Raw genomic sequence first — 19,323 nt, 5'->3', positions numbered from 1 at the left:
CCAACCTCAAATTAGATCTAAGAATATTTTATTTAATGACGAAGATTACGAATACCCACAATTCGGTTGCCCGACTCCAATTCTCCGTTTTTGTAGGTTTCTGATTTGACTATTCCGATAGCCGGGGCAAACCAGGTAATGGAGCTCAATTTGGTCTCTGCCTGCATTTTCGCAATCATCTCTTTCATGTTCGCATCCATGCCGGGCAATTCCATATCTATCTTCAGATCGTTGGTGATTTTAAATGCATCCCAAGTCCCAGCCTCCGTGGTAACAGACTCCTGAGCGGTGACTTTCCTATTGGAAAGTGTAATCGTCATGGAACGGGGCTTTCCTCCTTGCTCTGAACGAACGGTAGAAACGATATCAGGTAGATTCTCCCCTACTTTCAGCTGGAGAGGAAGAATAAATTCCTCTGACTGAAAAGTCGAATCCTTGGCTTTTGCCTGAGTTCTATACATTGATGCCATGTCAAAGTATAAATTATTGCCATCACATCGATAGCTAAACTTTACCTGGGTTTCCGCCCCTGTGGGAAGCGATCGACCGGTCCCTTCCACCTCGGCAACCGAAAAACCATTTTCCTGGCGAACATTCAAAACCCTTATGGTCTGAGCCGAGGTTTCCTGTCCAGTTTTGTTAAAGTCTTTGGATATTATCTCCGTACCGGGTTGAAAAAAAGGAATGTCTCCACAGGGAATAGATCCGGGCACAGGCGATTCCAATTCCGGTGCATCTGAAACCTTTTCAGACTGGACAGTGGTAGCCACTTCTTCGGGCCGTCCACAGGCAAGCAGAGCACAGGCCAAAATAATCATGATTTTACAGTTCATGGCTTCATTTCGTTTAGTTGCAGCGGGACCTTTGTAAGGAAGACAGCTGCTGGAGTTTCTTGTATGGTAGTTGGGGATCATTGCTGTTGGCAGCATCCATCTGGGCAAACTGCTCCTTCATAGAAATCTGTCCCTGCTTTTCCTGCTCGAGACATTCGATTTTGGCTCGGATTCGCTGTACTGTCGAGGGACTGTTGACATTTCCCTGAAAGGTTAGCATGCGCTCCTGCTCACAAATCCGGAGTTCTATATCGTAAATGCTTTCCTGAATCATGTCGTCAAAATTGAGCATGGTCTGGGAAAAACTCTGGTAGGTGGCTGCAGACTGCTGATTGGGTTGTCCTAGCCGGGACTGTGCGGAACTCTGCCCTACTCTTAACTGGCCTTCTTTGCGCTCAGCCACTTCCCGCTTAAATTGCAAATTCCTTTCTTTGATCCCGGCACAATAGTCCTCGGAGTTGATCTTCTGGGCCTGTTGCTCCACCTTTTGCTTTTCCCGCTCATTACTTTCCAGAGCCCGTTCGAAGATCTCCGTTTCCATCGGTTTAAATGGCCGACTATCAAAACAGTTTTGTACGTCCCAGATGTCAACGATCTGCGCATTGTAGGGAGATCCCTCCACTTCAAGAATCAAAAAGAGTCCTTCTTCGGCTTGCTGATAGCCAATTCCAAAATTGCCCAGGTACTTTTTAGGAGCAAAGTTGACTTTGTCAGGCAGTTCTTTTCCAAAAAGATACCATAGTTCGGTGCGGTCGGTGACTTTGTAGGCAAATGCCTTGACTTTGCCTCCTAGAAACTCTTTAGTCATTTCAGTCCTGCGAAGCTCAATGGGTTCTGGACTGTGGGTGTAGCTTATTTGCGTGGTCTCAATCCCTGTATTCGTGACCCCATGATATAGAGTTCCGTGGTTTCTATAGTTAAAATAATGATAGGAATTTCCCGCCAAACCCATAACGGTGAGGTCAAATTCTTCTTCCTCTGGCTTAATCGTGCAATCAGGAATCTCACCCGGTTTGGGTGGGATGAATGACATAAATCCGCCTTCCGTATCAATAAAAAGACAGCCCTGAGATTCACCGGAGGGTGTAGTTACTTTGAATGTGATCGCCTTGTCATAGCAAAGCAGCTGGACATTGGGTAAAATAATCCTTGGCTCACTCATTCCCTCCAGCACGGGAGCCTCCAAAACAGAAAGCAAAAACGGCCTGTGGGGATGGTCTGTAAACGCCAGGCTATCCCTTCGTTCCCGATCTTGGGCCATCAGTCCTCCCAGAGCAAAGCCATAAAACAGTAAGGCAATCAGTAGTTTTTTCATCTTATCAATAGTAAATGATCAGCACGCCAGACGCTCCAGTGCTACTGTTGATATCCGAGGCGTTGGGATCATATTGTTCATAGCCTGCACCTCCACCACCGCCCGGGAAATTTCCGGGCTGGGCAGCTCTAGACAATTCCGGAAAGCCGTTGACTTTGAAAATCCCCTCACCACCTGAACCACCCCTTGGCGCATCCCCGCCTTTTCCTCCGATGATTTGATAGGTATACACATTTGAGGCAATTTCCCGCAAAGGCGTTGCCTTGACCGCTTGGCCGCCTTCTCCTCGGATACTAAAAGTATTTCTCTCAAAAACTCCAGAGGTTCGTTCCAAATAACCACCCTTAGAAGCCTCAGGAGTCAAATCTCTCATCTCCACAGCGGGATGCTTGCCGCTGGTCATGGTCAGCGAACCCAAATCCGATTGGATGACCAGGGGATACAGATTTCTCCCACTCGCCGGAATACGAATCCGAAATACGGTACCAGGGACCACCTGAATTACCGAAAGAAAATACCCTCCGGCACCTCCCCCTGTACCCATACCATAGCCGTCAGCTCCAGCACTCCAGCCCTCCATCCGAACCGAGGTCACACCCTCTGGTACGGTCCAGTTATGCTCTGTAAACTGCTGACTGGCAGTGGGCGAAATCATCCCTGTATATCCCAAAACAACCATGTGAGATTGGACCGCGACCTGAGATGGTGCCGTCATTGGCCCCAGATCCTGTGGACTTACCTGAGACTGACCGGAAGTATTGATTCCCTGGTTGGAAAAGATAGATCCGCCCGAAGGAGTCGTCGCAGACACCGGTGTGGAAGTTTCAAATCTTAATCGGATCTTTGGATCCGTAATCAAGCCACTGTACATCAGTTTGTACTGTGCAGTATCAGCATTGCTGGGCACCTTCACAATCAGGTTATTCCCTTCCCGGCGTATCATCCCCGACTGAATCATGGCGTCCAGTGCTTTTTCTTTATCCGACTTTTGCGCTTGTGCATCCCAGACCAAAAGCACCATTAAAAACAGAATCAAAACCCGTCTCATCACTCAGTTTTTAGTGAATTGCACTCTTCTGTTTTTGGCTTTGCCCTCAGCAGAGGTATTTGGCGCCACAGGCATCGTCTCCCCTTTTCCATCAATGGTCAACCTTCCGGCCTCTATGCCTTTTTTGGTGATCAGATAGGTCTTGACCGAATTTGCCCGGTTGATAGATAGAGCCAGGTTACTGGAATCGTCTCCATCGCTATCGGTGTGACCGGTAATTTTAAGATTCATTCCCGGATTACTCAGCAATGCCTGACCTATTTGATCCAGGATCGGAAAAGAGGAAGTCTCAATGATATCACTATTCACCGCAAAGAGTATTTCAGAGGTAGAGGCAGTTCCTTCTTCCATCAATTGCTTGATCAGTAGGCTTCTGGCATCGGTTTCGGCCGAGGCTATGCGGACATTCCCAAGGTACAAGGGAGTTTCGGAGGCAGGGATGACGTAGTTATTGTTGAAAAAAATATTGTTGAGCAGATCCGGACTAAGGGCCCGGGGTAGGTCGATCAGTTTTTGCCCGTCAAAATAAATTCTGACCCGGGTTTTATTGATAGCGATGTCCACATGAAGTACCTCATTTACGTATTGGGTCAATGGAAAATCACTCTTATTGCCTAGTACATCGGCTTTGAGTCCATACTCCAGCGTTTTGGTGTCATTTCCTGCAAAGCCATGAATATTCACAAAAAATTTATTGCCATAGTTGACATCTTCTCTCAGAATATCCCGCACGTTGGTCAGGCCAAACTGCACAAATGGCGTGGAGCCATCCTCCAATAGCAGCAAATCAAACTGGACCGTGGCATTTTCGGGAAGGGCTTGGTCCATCACCGGATTGACGATACTGTTGTGGATTACCTCCAGCCAGCGCTGACCTTCTACCTCAACCACCTGCCCACTTCCATTGGTATTCCACTGTGCAGGAAAATCCCCCAAGGCATCTTGGGAAAAATCATCACTGAACAAGACTTCCACTCCCGGCACAAAATCAGATGCCTGAGCGGGAGACTTGGAAGAAGGAGATTTGGCACTACCAGAATCATCCAATCCATCTTCTTCACCAGGTTCCTCTTTCGACTTCTTTGATTTCTTTTTAAACATGCCATTGATCGCCTCTTCCATTTTGTTGAGGCCTTTGTCAATGCTTTGATCAATTTTTTGATCCGTACGCTGAATGACCTTTTGTTCTGTCTTCTCTTTGGTTTTCTCTGGGAGACTTTGGCACAAGGCCCATTCCCCCAATACTAAAAGCGGAAGTAAAAGTAGTTGTCTCATGGTTCTGATTTTTCATTAAAATTAGAACCATAACCATTGTCTCTCAACTACATATTCATGTGGAAATCACCCCCTCCTTCTTAACTCTCTGCACAATTATTCCACCAACCGATTTTTAAGGGCTTTGGATACTGCCTCGGTGGCTGAGTGTACATGGAGCTTTTCATAAATCTTCTTAATATGAAATCTTACGGTATCGATGCTGATAAAAATCTCAGAGGCGATCATTTTGTAGCTAAACCCATGCACCAAAAGCTCCAAAATTTTCGTTTCCTTTTCCGTCAAGTTACTTTTTTCCTGCTCCTGGCTTTTGGCTCTTGGTAGCATTTTGAGTACTTTTTTAGCTACGGAACCCGTCATGGGAGCTCCTCCGTTCAAGACTGTTCGGATTGCATATGCAATCTCTTCACTGAGGTGTCTTTTTAGGATGTATCCAGATGCTCCAGCATAAATGGCATTGAAGATGTTCTCGTTGTCCTCAAATACTGTCAACATGATCACGGGCAAGTCCTCTTCTATTTTCCGGATACGTGCAACAGCTTGGACGCCATTGACCAGGGGCATGTCGATATCCATCAAGATTACATCAGGTTTGTATTGAACAATATCCTGTTCTACTGATTGCGCATTGGGGAGAGAAGCCACCAGATCCATTTCAGGCTCAGATTCCACCAAAAAACGAATGCTGCTCCGGAGCATTTCGTTGTCATCGTATACCAGCACTTTTGTTTTCATGAATTAAAAATAGGCAACCAAAAAGGCAAAAAGAACTACATAATCATGCGGGGGGCAGCAAAATCTGCACCTCAGTCCCATATCCAATCTCACTGGATATAGTACAAGAGCCTCCTAATGCTTTGGCCCTACTGTAAAGATTTTTGAGTCCACTGGAAGATCGGTTGGCGGCTAAGTCAAACCCTTTCCCATCATCCTTGGTAGAAAAAAGCAAGTCCTGCCCTTTGGCAAGCAGTTGAATGGACACTTTTTTGGCTTCGGAATGTTTGGCGATATTGTTAATTACTTCCTTAAACATCATCAGAAAATCCCGGCGTTGGTTCATTTTCAATTTCTTTTGAACCACCTGCTCCTCGACCAAAAGTTGAATTTCGATTTCTTTAGGTTCCAGCGTTTTAACCAAGTACTCTCTCATCCGTACCACCAGATCCCCTATTTTGTCATTTTCAGGATTGACAGCCCAGACAATATCACTCATCCCTTGTTGGGCTTCTACGGATTGAGCTGTGATTTGATGAAGGTAGGGTCTAATGGGCTCTTGGGTTACGGCCATTTTCTTGGCAGATACCTCAGAAAGAATCTTGATACTTGTCAGGATAGAGCCAATTTCATCATGAAGATCTTTGGCAATATCTCCCCGGATTGCGAGCAAGGACTCCTGCTCCTTTAATTTTCTTTGAAGTTTGTATCGGGTGAAAAGAAAATACCCAATTAAAACCAAGATGCCAAAAGCCAGAAAACTGAGGTTCCGGTATAGTCTGGATTCCTGAAGCTGCCTATCCCGAATCTCACTTTCTTTTTCAACCAGAGCCAGCTGCTGTTCCTTGGTAGTGGCTATGAGTGCCTGCTTTTGCAATTCTTCATTTTGTTGTTGGATCTTCAACTGATTGAGTTCTTGGTTTTGGGTCAGCAGGGTAATTGCCTGCTCCTTTTTACCTACTTCCAACAAGTTTTGAGATAACAAGGCCTTTTGTTTTTCAATTTCCAGTTCATTTAGCTGGTCTTGATTCAACAGCCTTAGAATTTCATTGTCTTTCTTTTCAGTTTCAAACTTCTTTTCCAATTCGGCAATATTGCTCAAAGTGTTTTCCTGAATGATGCTATCCCGGTAGAGGGTATGCAAGTTGATGTAATCGTAGGCTTGTCGATACTTTCCCTGGCTCCTATAATAGAAGGCCAATTGCTGATATAGATCCCTAAAGTTGGCCTTGTTGAGGTTTCGCTGGTTATAAGCCATGGATTGGTTGAAATAATTCATGACCGTCAGGGAGTCTTTTTCCAAGGCGACCGCGTGCATTGCCATGGAAAGAAATCTTCTGGAAATCATCGCTGGATCCTGCCCTTTTTTTTGAAGGATAACCATGGCCTTCTGTTCAAATTCCAGTGCTTTCTCCCGGTCTCCCTGATCGCTATACAACAAGGCTGAAGTAATATAGGCCTGAGACATGCGATCCTCGTCCCCTGCCTCTTCGGCCAAACGGGCACAGAGGCCTAGATATACTTCCACCTTTTGCTGGTCAATACCCCGATAAAATTGGCTGATATTGCAATATCCAAGTGCCATTTTTGCCTTGTCTCCAGCCTTTTCCCGATAAGCGATGGACTGAAGAGCATAGGCAATCGCTTTGGGCATGTCCCTCAGTGAATAGTAGGCGATGGAAATATTGTTGAGCGTCACTCCCAGCTCGGCAAAGTTTTCAGGGTTGACTTGCTCCAGAATTTCTTTGGAAAGGATCAGGTTATTGATTTGCTTTTCTGGGGCTCCATTAAGTCCAAGGGCATACCCATAATCATTGTAAGCTAAGGCTGCTTCCTCTGAGGGATGGGATTTGAAATATCTTTCAATCGCCTGCTCAAAAACAGGAAGGGATTCTTTTACCTGTCCCCCATACATCAGGGCTTGGGCATGAAGCAATTCAGCCCTTGCCATCAGCTCGGGGTTTGACATATCCTGGCCTAGGGAATAGGCCTCTTTGGAAAGAGTTTCAGCCTGATCCAGTTGATCCTCCTCCAAAAAAATCTCCCCTTTTTTCAATAGCGCAGCAGCATGATCATAGTTCAATCCCTTTTGTCTGGCAAAAGCAAGCGCCTCATCTGCAAAGGAATGTGCCTGGATAAGGTCTCCTGAAATCATGAATTGATCCGCTTTTTGGAGCAAGGAACTTATCTGCAAGGAGTCGGATTGGGCAGGTGCCTGGGAAAATGCTTTCCCGCCAAGGGATAATCCTAGCCCACAAAAACAGCAGAATAAGAGAATACGACCCATGTTTGAAAAATTTTTGAACTCACGTAAAATCCTGTGAGATAATCCATTGTTAAGATAAATAAATCTGTCTGAATATAATCTAACCAGAAAACAGCAAGGCGAAATTATCCGATCCAAACAAGCTTTAAATTGGAATGGCCTAAAGCGCTTTTCCTATTGATAAGGTCAAAAAATCAAATCGTTGAAATTGTTTATTCTAAAAATCCTGAATTATTTCTCCCATATTGATATGCATCAAGATCCCATCAACATCCTTTTGCCCCGATACAGATCGGGACATGAGGTTAATTAAATATGGCTAAAGCCCTAAATAATATATCGATCGTTAATTTGGAATGGCCTAAAGCGCCATTCCTATTGATAAGGTCAAAAAATCAAATCGTGGAAATTGTCTATTCATAAAAATCCTGAATTATTTCTCCCATATTGATATGCATCAAGATCCCATTAATAGAGGCTATGCGGATGGATCCTAATAGGAATGGGTTATAGTACATACCTTGATCTTGGCAGATTTGAGGGAGTTACATATTCTTTCTTTTTTCTTCCTTAATTCTCTTGATCCGCTTCCTAAAAATCAAATATACGATCAGAATTATCAAGGGTAAGGCTATAAAAATGACTATGTTGCTAGTCTTGGATAAATCAACGGGACCACTTGGCTTGGGGATCCCCTCCTGGTATTGAGCATAGGTAATAGTTGGAATCATGAGGATGATTGCCAGAAGAAGCTTTGAAAGCCATGTATTTTTGTTTAAAAACGTGTTCATCTTCAATCTTGGTTTAGTTCAAATTATTGATTTGAGCAAAATTCAAAAAAGAGTTTCCTATCCAGAATTCGAATTATTTTCCAGTTCGGTTAAACTCTTTCTTAGGTTTTCTTATTACTTAAGAAAAGCCAGCAGTAATTTATTTACTTCATCCCTGTGGGTGAGATTTAATCCATGCGGAGCATCTGGGATAAGATGGTATTCATTATCAGCAATTCCTTTCGCTGCCTGAGCTGCAGAAGTTTGAAATGGAACTATGTTGTCCGCGTCTCCATGTATGATAAGTGTGGGAACATCAACATTTTTCAATTCAAACCTGAAATCTGTACTAGCCCAAGCTTCTGCAGATTTGATAGTGGCTATAGCTGAGGCATGGCTTGCAATGGAAAAATCATAGTCAAGATTCGCCTGGGACACCCGGTCTTTTAATTCTTGAAAATTGTAGAAGTTCTCATGAAAGCCCTTTAGAAACCCAATGCGATCAGATTTTAGATTCTGCATGATATCATTCAGATTCTCTTGAGGAACTCCAGAGGGATTGTCTGGTTTTTGAGCTACCAAAGGAATAATTGAAGCAATCAAGGCAGCTTTCACAACCCTGTCTCCTTCGTAATCCGTGAAATAGCGAACGACCTCTCCTCCACCCATACTGAATCCTACCAAGGTCACATTTGTAAGTTCTAATTGTAAGATAAGTTCACGGAGATCTACTGTCAAAGCACTGAAGTCATAATCACCAAGAGGCTGGGATGATTTCCCAAATCCTCTTCTATCGTAGGCAATTACCCGATAGCCGGCATCTACTAAGGTTGCGATTTGTCCTTCCCAAGCCTGATGACTGAGAGGCCAACCGTGAATTAAAATTACAGGATCACCATCTCCATAATCCTGATAGAAGATTCTAATTTTTTGGTTTCCGATTTCATGTTTTAAAAATGGCATAGTGAGTTATTTTTAGGTTGTAAGCTTAAAAACTCCAAAATCGATGCCATGCAACATATGCTGGTTTAACAAGAGAATAGGAGGCAATCAGCTACAGATCAAAGCAGAAAGCCTACCCTATTCGGGAAGATAATTCCCTATTTGTCATTTATATACGTTTTCCCTTCACCTAAGGAAATTGAATGGGTATTAAAATCCAAGTTCATTTCAATCCCATGAATTGATAAGGAAAATTGGTCAAAAGTGGAAAGGGATGTTAAAAGAAAAAAGCGATAAATTAGGGATCTATGAGTATGATTTACTATATCAAAAAAACAGGAGATAAACTCATCACTTGGTGTAACAAAAAACAAGAATGGGTAAATCATCCCCGACCCGTTATTTACGAAACGATTGAAGAAGTCGAAGCAGTATACACCTCACTTCCTGAAGTTGAAAGGGCTACCAGTGAGATTATAGGACGTGATTTAACGGCGAGATTCAATAAATTCAGAAAAGATAATGCAGCTGAATTAGAATTACGTCCATCCGATTATAGCACTAAAGAAGAGATGGTCGAATTTATCAAGAAAAAGCTAGGATGATTTTTGGATACAGTTGTGCAGTTCCTGTTATTCACTACTAATTCTACCCGTCTCTTTCCTATTTATCTACAATTGCCAACTACGGTAGTTTTTATGTTAGTTAAAGGTTGTTTAGATCTACAACAATAGGGAATTTTGCTATTGTCCAAAACTCTAAAAACTGCCAAACCAACTGACCTTTTAGAATACAATATCACAAAACCAAAAAAGGCATGGAGGTACTCGGGGTTCGGTTTAAGCTATAATAGTATAACTGGAATTTAATAGTAAAGAACCTGATGATTTTCTAACTAATATGAAAATCACTTTTGTCCTTTCTTAAATATTAAATTCAAAGGCAATTTGTAGCCCATTTCTAGCATAAAGCCATTAAGTGTGCCGGATGATTTGAAACCCACAGGATCTCCTTTTATTTGCCCAGTCAAATCTACCGTACCTACTTTTGGACTACCAAAATTTTGCGACACTTTGAAGTTGATCAAACTTGAATTGAAAATGGGTAATTCCGCATACACTCCTGCATTGAAAAAAACCTTACCATTCAAATCGGAATTTTGGGCTACATAGGATAAATTGAAATCAGGTCCTCCAAACCCTCCTTCCCTTCCAAAGTCGTTTCCAGAACCTGTGATTAAATAGGTGGAAAATGATGAGCCTATTCTTAAACGATTTTTATCACCTATTAGAAAATCATATTTCAAAGTCAGAGGAATTGCATGAATACTGGATGAATTTAAAACAACACGAGTATTAAGCTGTGGAATAGAGATTGAGTTGGCATAGCTAAAAGTGGCGTAGCCGGTTTCAACACTTAAGGAGTTTAACCGGTAGCCCGCCCCAAATAAACTTCCACTGGAAATATGTGAAAATCCAAGATTTGGCTCTCTTTCCGATTTGGGCCTGAATCGTAGGAATCCACTTCCTACTAGATAAGCGCCACTACTCCAAGCACGGTCTCTTTTAATTTCTTTGCTCTCTTTCGCTTTATTTTTTTTGTATTCCTGACGTTTGCTTTTCGACCAATTGTCGAGATTAATTCCATAACCAACAAACATACTTGTGTAAGATCCACTACGTGAAATTTCTGTTGAATATGCAGATTGGCCCCTGTAAAAACTGAGTGGGTTCAGATTCTGAAGACCTAATTGATGTCGGATCCCGACCATGAAATAATTTTTCCTATTTGTGTAATATTTATACCCAGCTTCCAATCTAAGGTTAGGTATGATTTCAGTTTTATTCTCATAAGAAACTTGAGTGATGGAATCCGTTGAGATTAAGTCGAAAAATTTATTTACTGTAATGCCAATTGATGGTTGAAGGAAAAAACCATGATTTTCTTTTTCCCAATTATATCGAAGCCCGACACTATAATTCCCAAAGCTTTCGGTAGATATTTGCCTTTGGAAACTTGAACTCATGTCGGGATAATTTGGATAATTTATTGTCTTCTGATTGTTTCTTGCATATTCTGCCTGTACCGACAATTGCAAATTTTGCTTCAAACGGGTTAGAAAATTAATACCAAGATTATAATTCCAAGGAGCTTTTACGTCTATGCCTGGCTGAGCCGGAGTAAAGACCACATGATTATAGCTTCTCTGAGGCCCGCCATAAAATTCTAGATTGAATTTATTTTGTGCCATTAATAGTTGGCTATGGGAAGATAAAACAAGAAAAATGAAACATGTCAATAACTTTCTCATGGCTGATTTTTTTAAACTAAAAATATTTTCGAAATAATAATTTGAATATAGTGGGTTGTCCCAAACATCAATTACGTTTTTAATTTATTTAGGAATTTTTAAGTTTCAGAACGTCTTTTTCTGAGATTTATTCACATGTGACGACTAAAAAAATAAATGAAATCAAAAGAATTAAAACATGAGATTGTTAGAACTCACTATTTATGAAGCGAGTTATCCGTATTTTAAAAACTGCAAGAGAAACTTCTATGAAGAGATTTAAATCGAAGGAGTTAATTGAAAGAAAGGTTATCAACCTTTAAAAAATAATAACTAGAAACCCGAACTTTTTATTTTTAAATACGAACTTATTATTTAATTATGGTGAAGTTCTACTCTTTTTCTTTCAATCAAATGAATAAACATTCTCTTTTTACCCTATTAATTGCTTCTATAGGTTTTGCATCCTGCAGTGAAGACCCACCACAGCCTATTGACAATACCATTCCGACAATTTCTAAATTAGAATATTCTTCAGAAATTGAACCTTACCCTGGCCAAGTTATTCCATGGGATTGGTCATCTTTTCGGTATTATTTAAATATAAGTGACCCTGAAGGAATCTCAGAAATAATTCTGGGAGTTAAAGGAGATTTGCCCAATAATGCAGAAGGTGATTTCGCCAATAAATTTGAGTTATTAAACCATACTGAGATTATCAATAAAGATTATGATAGTCCAAAATACAACTTCCAACCTGGAAAAGATGAAATAAACTTTGACCCTTTTACCATAGAATGGAAAGGAACCTATTCTGTTGCTTCCCTTCCAATTCTCGCAGGCCCCTATGAGTTGAGCATCGATGCGCAAGACATTCATGGTAACATAACCAATCATGAATTTGGATCTAATTATCAAACCATTGTCTTTGTTGAAAGAACTTATGCTCCTTTAATTCATAGACCTCATGGACTCCCTGACGTTATAACTTTAGAAACCAATGAGGCACTTTCACTAGAAGGTGGAATCATGAAGACAGATGACGAACTGTCAACTCCCTTGAAGTTTGTTTGGATTAAGCTGGCTGATCAAGATGTCTTGGGTGACTATAAAGGAGAAACAGATCAAATAGTCTACGATGAAAGGATGTGGGGTCAGTCTTTAAGATTGGATAAATCGGGAAGCGAACTTCCTTCAGTATCCGAGCTTACTTTTAATGAGTTATTGGAAATTGATCCAATGGATTTTCCAGAGGGAAAATCTAATTTTGTCATGATTATATGGGCTGAAGATGAGGCTGGAAATGCTTCAATGAGGTCCATACCTATAGAAATCAACTAATTAAATTTTTAAGGGTCCTCAAAAGAGTGACCCTTATTTTTTATCCTATTTCTGATCTCAATATTTTACATTCTGGATCCTCATTCTATTTTGATAATTTCCGCTAATGGCATTAAAGTCATCTCAAGTTCCATGTCTTCTTAGCTGAACTTTAGAAAAATCACTTCATTGATTAAAATTAGATCCAGCGCCAAAAGTGGAGTTTCAAAGTATTATTTCCAGCCAACTTGCCAATTATTTTCCATAGAAATGCATTTATTGCAAGTTCTTTTAGTTTAAAAATTATGACATTCAAAAACTTTAAACTCCTTTGTCTTTTTAGCTTCTTTTTTTCCTCCTGCTTAGCGTTTGGCCAGATACCGAATAATTTGACCCAGGAAGATAAAATCTATGGCCTCTCTAAATTTTGGCAGGAAGTAAACTATAATTCTGTCTACCTCTACAAAGTGGATCAACTTAAGTGGGATGAGCTATTCAAGGAACTTACCTCCAAGGTTCAGGAAACTTCCAATGATTTCGAGTATTATCGATTGCTTCAGAAGTTTTGTGCAACCCTGAAAGATGGACATACCAATGTTTACTTTCCAAAATACATTCAGGAAAAAGTACTTAATAACAACTATGGGAAATACCGCTTCATTATTAATAATATTGGTGGGAAGGCCATAATAACTCATATCAATGAAAGTAAAAAAGAAGAAATTCCAATTGGATCCGAGATTATTGAAGTAAACGGTATTCCCACTAGAGATTACTTAAACGAAAATGTTCTCCCATATATTTCCGCTTCCACATCTTACACTTTAGAAGACTGGGGCATAAAAAAGTTGCTTGAAGGTTATCTGGGCACCACCTATGATTTAAAATTATTGCAGCCCAATGGTGATGAAAAAACATTGAATATCACGATAGCAAAATCCGAAGATAGGGAAATGTTTCCCGTCATAGAAAAGAAAGAACTTTTTGAGTTTAAGTGGTATCCCAACAACACTGCCTATATCTCTCTGAACTCCTTTTCGGATTGGGAAATTGCTGAGATGTTTCGTAAAAAAAACAAAGAATTACAGCAAGCAGAATCCCTGATCTTAGATTTACGAAATAACGGAGGAGGAAATACCATTATTGGAAAGGTCATCTTACATTACCTAACGGAAGACACTGTTTTTTTTGGTTCTAAATCTCAGACCAGACAGCATGTAGCGACTTTTAAAGCAAGAGGTAATGATACCTATTTTTATGATCTGCCATATTCTCCAGACACATTGGGACCAGGAGATAAAAGGCTACTCAAGAATAAAAGAATTATAGTTCCTACAGCAATTTTAATCGGCCATGGGACTGCTTCTGCTGCGGAAGATTTTCTGATTTACGCTGATAAGCAAAAGCATATGACCAAAATTGGTGAACCCAGCTATGGGAGTACCGGTAAGCCGCTAAGTTTTAATTTACCCCAAGGAGGCCTTGCTAGGGTTTGTACAAAAAAAGACACATATCCAGATGGAAGAGAGTTTGTGGGAGTTGGAATCCAACCTGATATTTTTGTTCAAAAAACCCTTAATGACTATTTAGAAGATAGAGATCCTGTATTAGAAAAAGCTCTTGATTTCTTAATAAGCCAAGAAAAACATTAATTCTTATTTCTTAAAAAGATAATATTATTGTCCGCAATGGAGCCAGTAATTGCAGAATGTGTATATAGGTGATAATCGTCCATCGACGACAGTCCATAGTCCACAGCACGCTCAAAAAAACTTCAACCCTTTTTTCCTTTGGGTATTGTTATGAAAGCGGTTATGTAGAATAAAAAAGCTTTTTAATAAATCATTGACCGCATTTAGTGATTGGCCACTCCTTTAATTCCACTATTCTAAGAACCTGCTGTACTCAGCAAGGGGATTGAAAAAAGATGGAACGATCTTCGGTGTACAGCCCTTGTATAATAAGGTACTCTGGTCTTTTTGACAATTCTGTCCTTTCTCCTCACACATCCTGTGTGGACCAGAGCATCTGATTTTCAATCAATTTTTAACCCTAAACCTTAAAATACCATGGCAAAATGTTTTGCATTAATAGGCTGGAGTCTTCCTGTCATCGAAAGCATGCAGAAGACCGGACGTCCTTTTGTAGTAGTTTCCTTTTCGGATTTTGAAACTTATGCTGCTGAAAATAATATCCCTTTTGTTTCCTACCCTTTAGACGAATGGTCTGATACTTCCAATTCCATCGACTTATATGAAAAGTTGAAGGCTTTTGATGTGGATGTGGCTGTGCCGCTTTACGAGGAAACTGTCGAATGGGCTGGTGCCTTAAACTCAATTTACCGAGGCGATCCACGAGTGCTCAACAGGGCTTTCTTATTCCGAAACAAAGCCATGATGAAGCGAAAAGCGCTGATTGGTGGTCTCCGAGTAGGACTCTTTGAGGAAGTTTATAATAAAGAGGGTGTCAAAGCCTTTATGAAACGACTCAATCAGGCAAATCTTCAGCTCGATGGAGAAGAAGATAGCTGGGTACATATCAAACCTTTTGCTTCAGCGGGAACTGTGGGGCATAGATTGCTGCGCTCCATGAGTGATATCGATGAAAAATGTGAAGACAGTGATTTCCCGTGTTTGGCCGAAAGTCACCTACCCGGCCGTGAGTTTTCCTGCGAGGCATTTATCAATAAAGGAAAAATCAGATTCCTGAATATCACCGAATACGTCAAGCTGGGTTATTCCAATTTCATTCCCGAAGGAAAATACCTGGAAAGCAAACGCGATCTGATCCACAAGGAAGTACAAAAGATGGTGGATATCTTCGGAATAGAATACGGGATGGTTCACCCAGAATGGTTCCTGACCGATAAGGACGAACTTAACTTTGGAGAAACAGCATGCAGGATTCCAGGAGGGCATATTTTAGAACTTTGCTCCAAATCCTATGAATTTGATGCATTGGCAGCCTTTGTGATTTGCCATGATCCGAATATTACGGAAGAGGAATTGGATGAGATCTTTCCTGCGAAAGACTTCAAACCTAAAAACTACCATGGCAATGTGATGATCTATCCTCGTAAGCGCCAATTCTCAAAACTTGAAATCCCTGAGTCTTTGAATGACGAGCCTTACTTTGTAGAGCATACCCTTATCGCACCTTATGAAGGACAAAAGCTCAGTGCAGACAGGGATGGATTTGGAAATCATTTTGGTACAATCAACTTCAAAGGTGAAGATCCAGATCGCATGACCGAGTTGCTGAAGCATTACGAGGAAGAAGAGTTTTACGTGTAAATTTTCAATCAATACATGCAATTAACCACCGATAAGGTATTTACTAATTTTGAACAAAGTCTCCAGGAGTTTATCGACTCGGGACCGCTGACCAAAAAGGAAAAGGCAACAAAATTAGCCAGTCATATCGATATACTAAGCTTGACCAGATCTGGTCTTGCTTTTTTATATAGCAAAAGCGTCACCCTCGATCAGGCTGAGTTTTTTAAAGGAACATCCTGGAATGATCCTGACAAGCTTGTTCCCTATTTAGTCAAGGGAACGCTTAAATATGGGCATCCATCCTCCAGTTTTGAGGCATTATCGGAGCTACGAATGCTTCGCTATGCCAAAGGAGAGGATGTACATCAAACCGTCTCTGCGGAGGATGCACAGCGTTTCTTGGAGGAGGTAATCGTGCATAATCTTGAGTTTGCGCTACGTGAACCTACTGAGGAGACGCGTGTGAAAATGCCCGAACGGGAATTAAAGAAGGCATTCAATCTCTTTGGCTTTATCATGTCCGAAATGGATTTGCGCGGAGTTTATGAAAAGCTAGTGGAAGAAATTCGCCTGATTTGTGAACAGCGCCCCATCCGCACCTCAAAAGCCCGGGAACTTATCAGTTTGGTCAACAGGAGATTTGATACTTCCGGGGATCTCAAGCTGGATCAGGAAATGCGGATTTATATCGATGCCTTGTATGCTCCTTCCGAAGGCTCAAAAGCTCATCAAGGAAAGGATTCCTACCAGACTTTTCTGGAAAATGCGGATGAGGAAACTTTGGCAAAAGAAGCAGAGGAAATGGGAAGCTGCATGAATGCCACAGGTTTGGTAAGTGGGTATCAAGCTGTTTTTCTAAAGCATCTTGTGAAAGCCCATGGTGATTTGGTTCCGATTTGCCTGGATTTAAATGATCGGGGAACAGCCGAATGGGACAAATACCATGAGATGATTTCTTCCCTGATTTTAGAAACAGTGAGTTGGGATAACTGCCAGTGTATTTATGGCCTAGCCCGAATGCTCCGCAAAAACCTATTTTCCCGAAGGGCTGTTCGGGTGGGGTTAGAAAACCTTCGCAGGATAAAGATCAATCCCCAGGTGGAAAAGAGGATTTTGAAATCTCTGGTCAATCGGGATGAAGAGGTCACGGCATTACAGTATCTGATTGGAGGAACGATCAAGGTTTTGGGACAGCCTTTGGGTGTGGGTCAAGGGAATAACCCTACCTGTCAATCTGCCCGGGGCATTAGCATGTGGAGTCAGCATTCCCCGGCCAAGCTGATCGATATGATTATCACCGTAGCCACCCAAAACAATCTGATCATGCGCTTCGAAAACCAGAATCTGGTTTCCAACAATCTGATCAAAGGCCTGCTGGATCAGTTGGATTATAATCTGGATGTGGTGTCCATTGTATTGGTTCCACATCTGGACAAAATCTACAATGAGATGATGCGGCTTTCCGCAGGAAGATTGGAAGATCCACATAAATGGGTTAATCCGGCCATGTATGGACAATGGATCCAAGTGGGTTTTGCCTCCTGTTATGATTACATGAGTAATTCCATCATGGACTTCCCAGGATATGTGCGGATATTTTATGCTGCTTTTCACCCGGATTACAACAATAATAAGCAGATGGTTTACCCCAACCCTGTGGGTATTTTCATTACCAGTAACAAAGGGGATATGATTGGTTTTCATGCCGTTTCCCTCCTACGAGTGGAGAAAAGTCCCAAGGGAGAAATCCGCGCCTACTTCCTCAATCCCAACAATGAGGGCAGACAGGACTGGGGACAGAATATCATCCCTTCTGTTCATGGTAAAGGAGAAAAGAAAGGAGAATCTTCCCTTCCATTCTATCAGTTTGCCGCAAGGGTTTATGCCTTCCATTACAGCACATTGGATGTAAAAGACAGATTAAATCAGGTCCCAACAGAAGAACTGGAGCGGGTGGAAAAACTTGGAAGAGAAAGTTGGGGGAAATCCTATACCTGGAATCAACAAACGAAATTATGGTAAGACATTCATCAAGAATAGAACTCAGTCAATCCTCATTGACAAATAATATCAACTTCATCAAAAAGAAGGTCGGTGAAGGCGTAAAAATATCTTCCGTGGTCAAGGCAAATGCCTATGGCCATGGAATTCGTGAATTTGTGAAGATGGCTGAAAAAGCCGGAGTAAGTCATTTTGCCACTGCATCGGCATTTGAGGCAGAGGAAGTTTTAGAAGCAAAATCTGAGAGCAGTGATGCTATGATCATGGGTATTCTTTATGATGAGGATATTGACTGGGCTGTAGAAAATGGAATTGAGTTTTATGTCTTCAATTACGAAAGACTACCCTTAGTATTGGAGTCCGCTCAGAGGCTAGGAAAGCAAGCCAAAGTGCACATTGAAGTGGAAACCGGAGCAAATAGAACTGGAATGACCAAAAGTGAATTTCCTGCTACGCTAAGTTTTCTTAAGAAGCATTCAAAAGAAATAGCCTTTAAAGGTCTATGTACTCATTTTGGCGGAGCGGAGAACTTTTCGAATCAATTTAAAATTGATAAGCAGCATGAGCGCTACAAAAACTTCCTGAAGCAATGCAAGCAAAAGAATATCGAGCCGGAAATCCGTCATATTGCATGTTCCGCAGCTGCTTTGGCCTATAAAGACACTGTGTATGATATGGTGAGAATTGGTGTGGCGCAATATGGTTTTTGGCCTAGTCCTGATATTTACTATGCACATTTACAAAAAACAGGGAAGCAATCGGATAGTGCTCTGAAGAGGATTTTTACCTGGAAAACGGATGTAATGGACGTGAGGGATGTGGAAGCCGGTGAGTTTATAGGCTATGGTACCTCCTATCAGGCTTCACAGGATATGAAAGTGGCGGTGATGCCCCTTGGTTATAGTAATGGCTATCCCCGAGCCCAATCCAATTCTGGTCATGTGCTGATAAAAGGAAAAAAGGTACAAATTGTCGGCCTGATCAATATGAATCTTTTTATGGTGGATGTCTCAAATATCCCAGATGTGCAGGTTGGTGATGAGGTTGTATTGGTAGGCCGTCAAAATAACAATACCATCAATATCAGTTCATTCTCTCAAGTCACTCAGTTGCTGAACAATGAAATGCTGAGTAGGCTTCCAGCGGCTATTCCTAGGAGAATCACGAAATAGAAATGGATTGATGACAAATTTCCATTTTAGGAGAAAGGAAACTATTGGATTCCATTTATAATAGTGGAATTGAGGATTCTGCATCATGTTTTTTTAAGAAAA

Annotated in this window: 14 protein-coding genes; 6 read left to right on the top strand and 8 right to left on the bottom strand. The window is 41.4% G+C overall.

Translation table 11 applies throughout. The features are described 5' to 3' along the window. Nucleotides 1-32: 32 nt before the first annotated feature. The 7 genes from FHS59_RS19105 to FHS59_RS19075 form a co-directional block, all read right to left on the bottom strand. Nucleotides 33-833 carry a TapB family protein gene (locus tag FHS59_RS19105; RefSeq protein WP_184497033.1) on the bottom strand — a complete coding sequence of 267 codons (801 nt, stop codon included), beginning with the start codon at nt 831-833 and terminating at the stop codon, nt 33-35. Nucleotides 834-846: 13 nt separating this feature from the next. Beyond that, nucleotides 847-2,148, bottom strand: coding sequence for a hypothetical protein (locus tag FHS59_RS19100; RefSeq protein WP_184497031.1), 1,302 nt, complete (start codon nt 2,146-2,148; stop codon nt 847-849). Between the two features lie 4 nt (nt 2,149-2,152). Beyond that, the gene (locus FHS59_RS19095; protein ID WP_184497029.1) at nt 2,153-3,196 is read right to left on the bottom strand and encodes a hypothetical protein; all 1,044 of its coding nucleotides are present in this window, start codon (nt 3,194-3,196) and stop codon (nt 2,153-2,155) included. Nucleotides 3,197-3,199: 3 nt separating this feature from the next. After that, nucleotides 3,200-4,471 (bottom strand): OmpA family protein, encoded by a 1,272-nt coding sequence (locus FHS59_RS19090; protein WP_184497027.1) that lies wholly within the window; start codon nt 4,469-4,471, stop codon nt 3,200-3,202. Between the two features lie 96 nt (nt 4,472-4,567). After that, complete coding sequence (locus FHS59_RS19085; RefSeq protein ID WP_184497026.1) at nt 4,568-5,206, bottom strand: response regulator; 639 nt, start codon at nt 5,204-5,206, stop codon at nt 4,568-4,570. 43 nt (nt 5,207-5,249) lie between these two features. Then, nucleotides 5,250-7,472, bottom strand: coding sequence for a histidine kinase (locus tag FHS59_RS19080; RefSeq protein WP_184497024.1), 2,223 nt, complete (start codon nt 7,470-7,472; stop codon nt 5,250-5,252). A gap of 884 nt (nt 7,473-8,356) precedes the next feature. Beyond that, the gene (locus FHS59_RS19075; protein WP_184497022.1) at nt 8,357-9,184 is read right to left on the bottom strand and encodes an alpha/beta fold hydrolase; all 828 of its coding nucleotides are present in this window, start codon (nt 9,182-9,184) and stop codon (nt 8,357-8,359) included. 287 nt (nt 9,185-9,471) lie between these two features. On the opposite strand from FHS59_RS19075, the gene FHS59_RS19070 reads away from it, so the two are divergent. Next, nucleotides 9,472-9,768, top strand: coding sequence for a hypothetical protein (locus FHS59_RS19070; protein WP_184497020.1), 297 nt, complete (start codon nt 9,472-9,474; stop codon nt 9,766-9,768). A 302-nt stretch (nt 9,769-10,070) separates the two neighbouring features. On the opposite strand, the gene FHS59_RS19065 is transcribed toward FHS59_RS19070, so the two are convergent. Further along, nucleotides 10,071-11,414: a hypothetical protein gene (locus FHS59_RS19065; RefSeq protein ID WP_184497018.1), complete on the bottom strand. Its 1,344-nt coding sequence runs from the start codon at nt 11,412-11,414 to the stop codon at nt 10,071-10,073. Between the two features lie 453 nt (nt 11,415-11,867). On the opposite strand from FHS59_RS19065, the gene FHS59_RS19060 reads away from it, so the two are divergent. From FHS59_RS19060 to alr, 5 genes are all read left to right on the top strand, one after another. Further along, nucleotides 11,868-12,794, top strand: coding sequence for a hypothetical protein (locus tag FHS59_RS19060; protein ID WP_184497016.1), 927 nt, complete (start codon nt 11,868-11,870; stop codon nt 12,792-12,794). A 368-nt stretch (nt 12,795-13,162) separates the two neighbouring features. After that, nucleotides 13,163-14,425, top strand: coding sequence for a S41 family peptidase (locus tag FHS59_RS19055; protein ID WP_246388516.1), 1,263 nt, complete (start codon nt 13,163-13,165; stop codon nt 14,423-14,425). Nucleotides 14,426-14,842: 417 nt separating this feature from the next. Further along, nucleotides 14,843-16,066 carry an ATP-grasp domain-containing protein gene (locus FHS59_RS19050; protein WP_184497014.1) on the top strand — a complete coding sequence of 408 codons (1,224 nt, stop codon included), beginning with the start codon at nt 14,843-14,845 and terminating at the stop codon, nt 16,064-16,066. Between the two features lie 15 nt (nt 16,067-16,081). After that, nucleotides 16,082-18,070, top strand: a complete 1,989-nt coding sequence (locus FHS59_RS19045) for a hypothetical protein (RefSeq protein WP_184497013.1) — start codon at nt 16,082-16,084, stop codon at nt 18,068-18,070. Continuing rightward, complete coding sequence (gene alr / locus FHS59_RS19040; RefSeq protein WP_184497012.1) at nt 18,064-19,221, top strand: alanine racemase; 1,158 nt, start codon at nt 18,064-18,066, stop codon at nt 19,219-19,221. Before FHS59_RS19045 ends, alr begins: the two co-directional genes overlap by 7 nt. Nucleotides 19,222-19,323: the final 102 nt, after the last annotated feature.

It is taken from the genome of Algoriphagus iocasae, assembly GCF_014206875.1.
In the GTDB taxonomy this organism is placed as follows: Bacteria; Bacteroidota; Bacteroidia; order Cytophagales; family Cyclobacteriaceae; genus Algoriphagus; species Algoriphagus iocasae.
The sequence above is the reverse complement of the archived record's forward strand: the minus strand, read 5'-3'. Positions and strand labels throughout refer to the sequence as shown.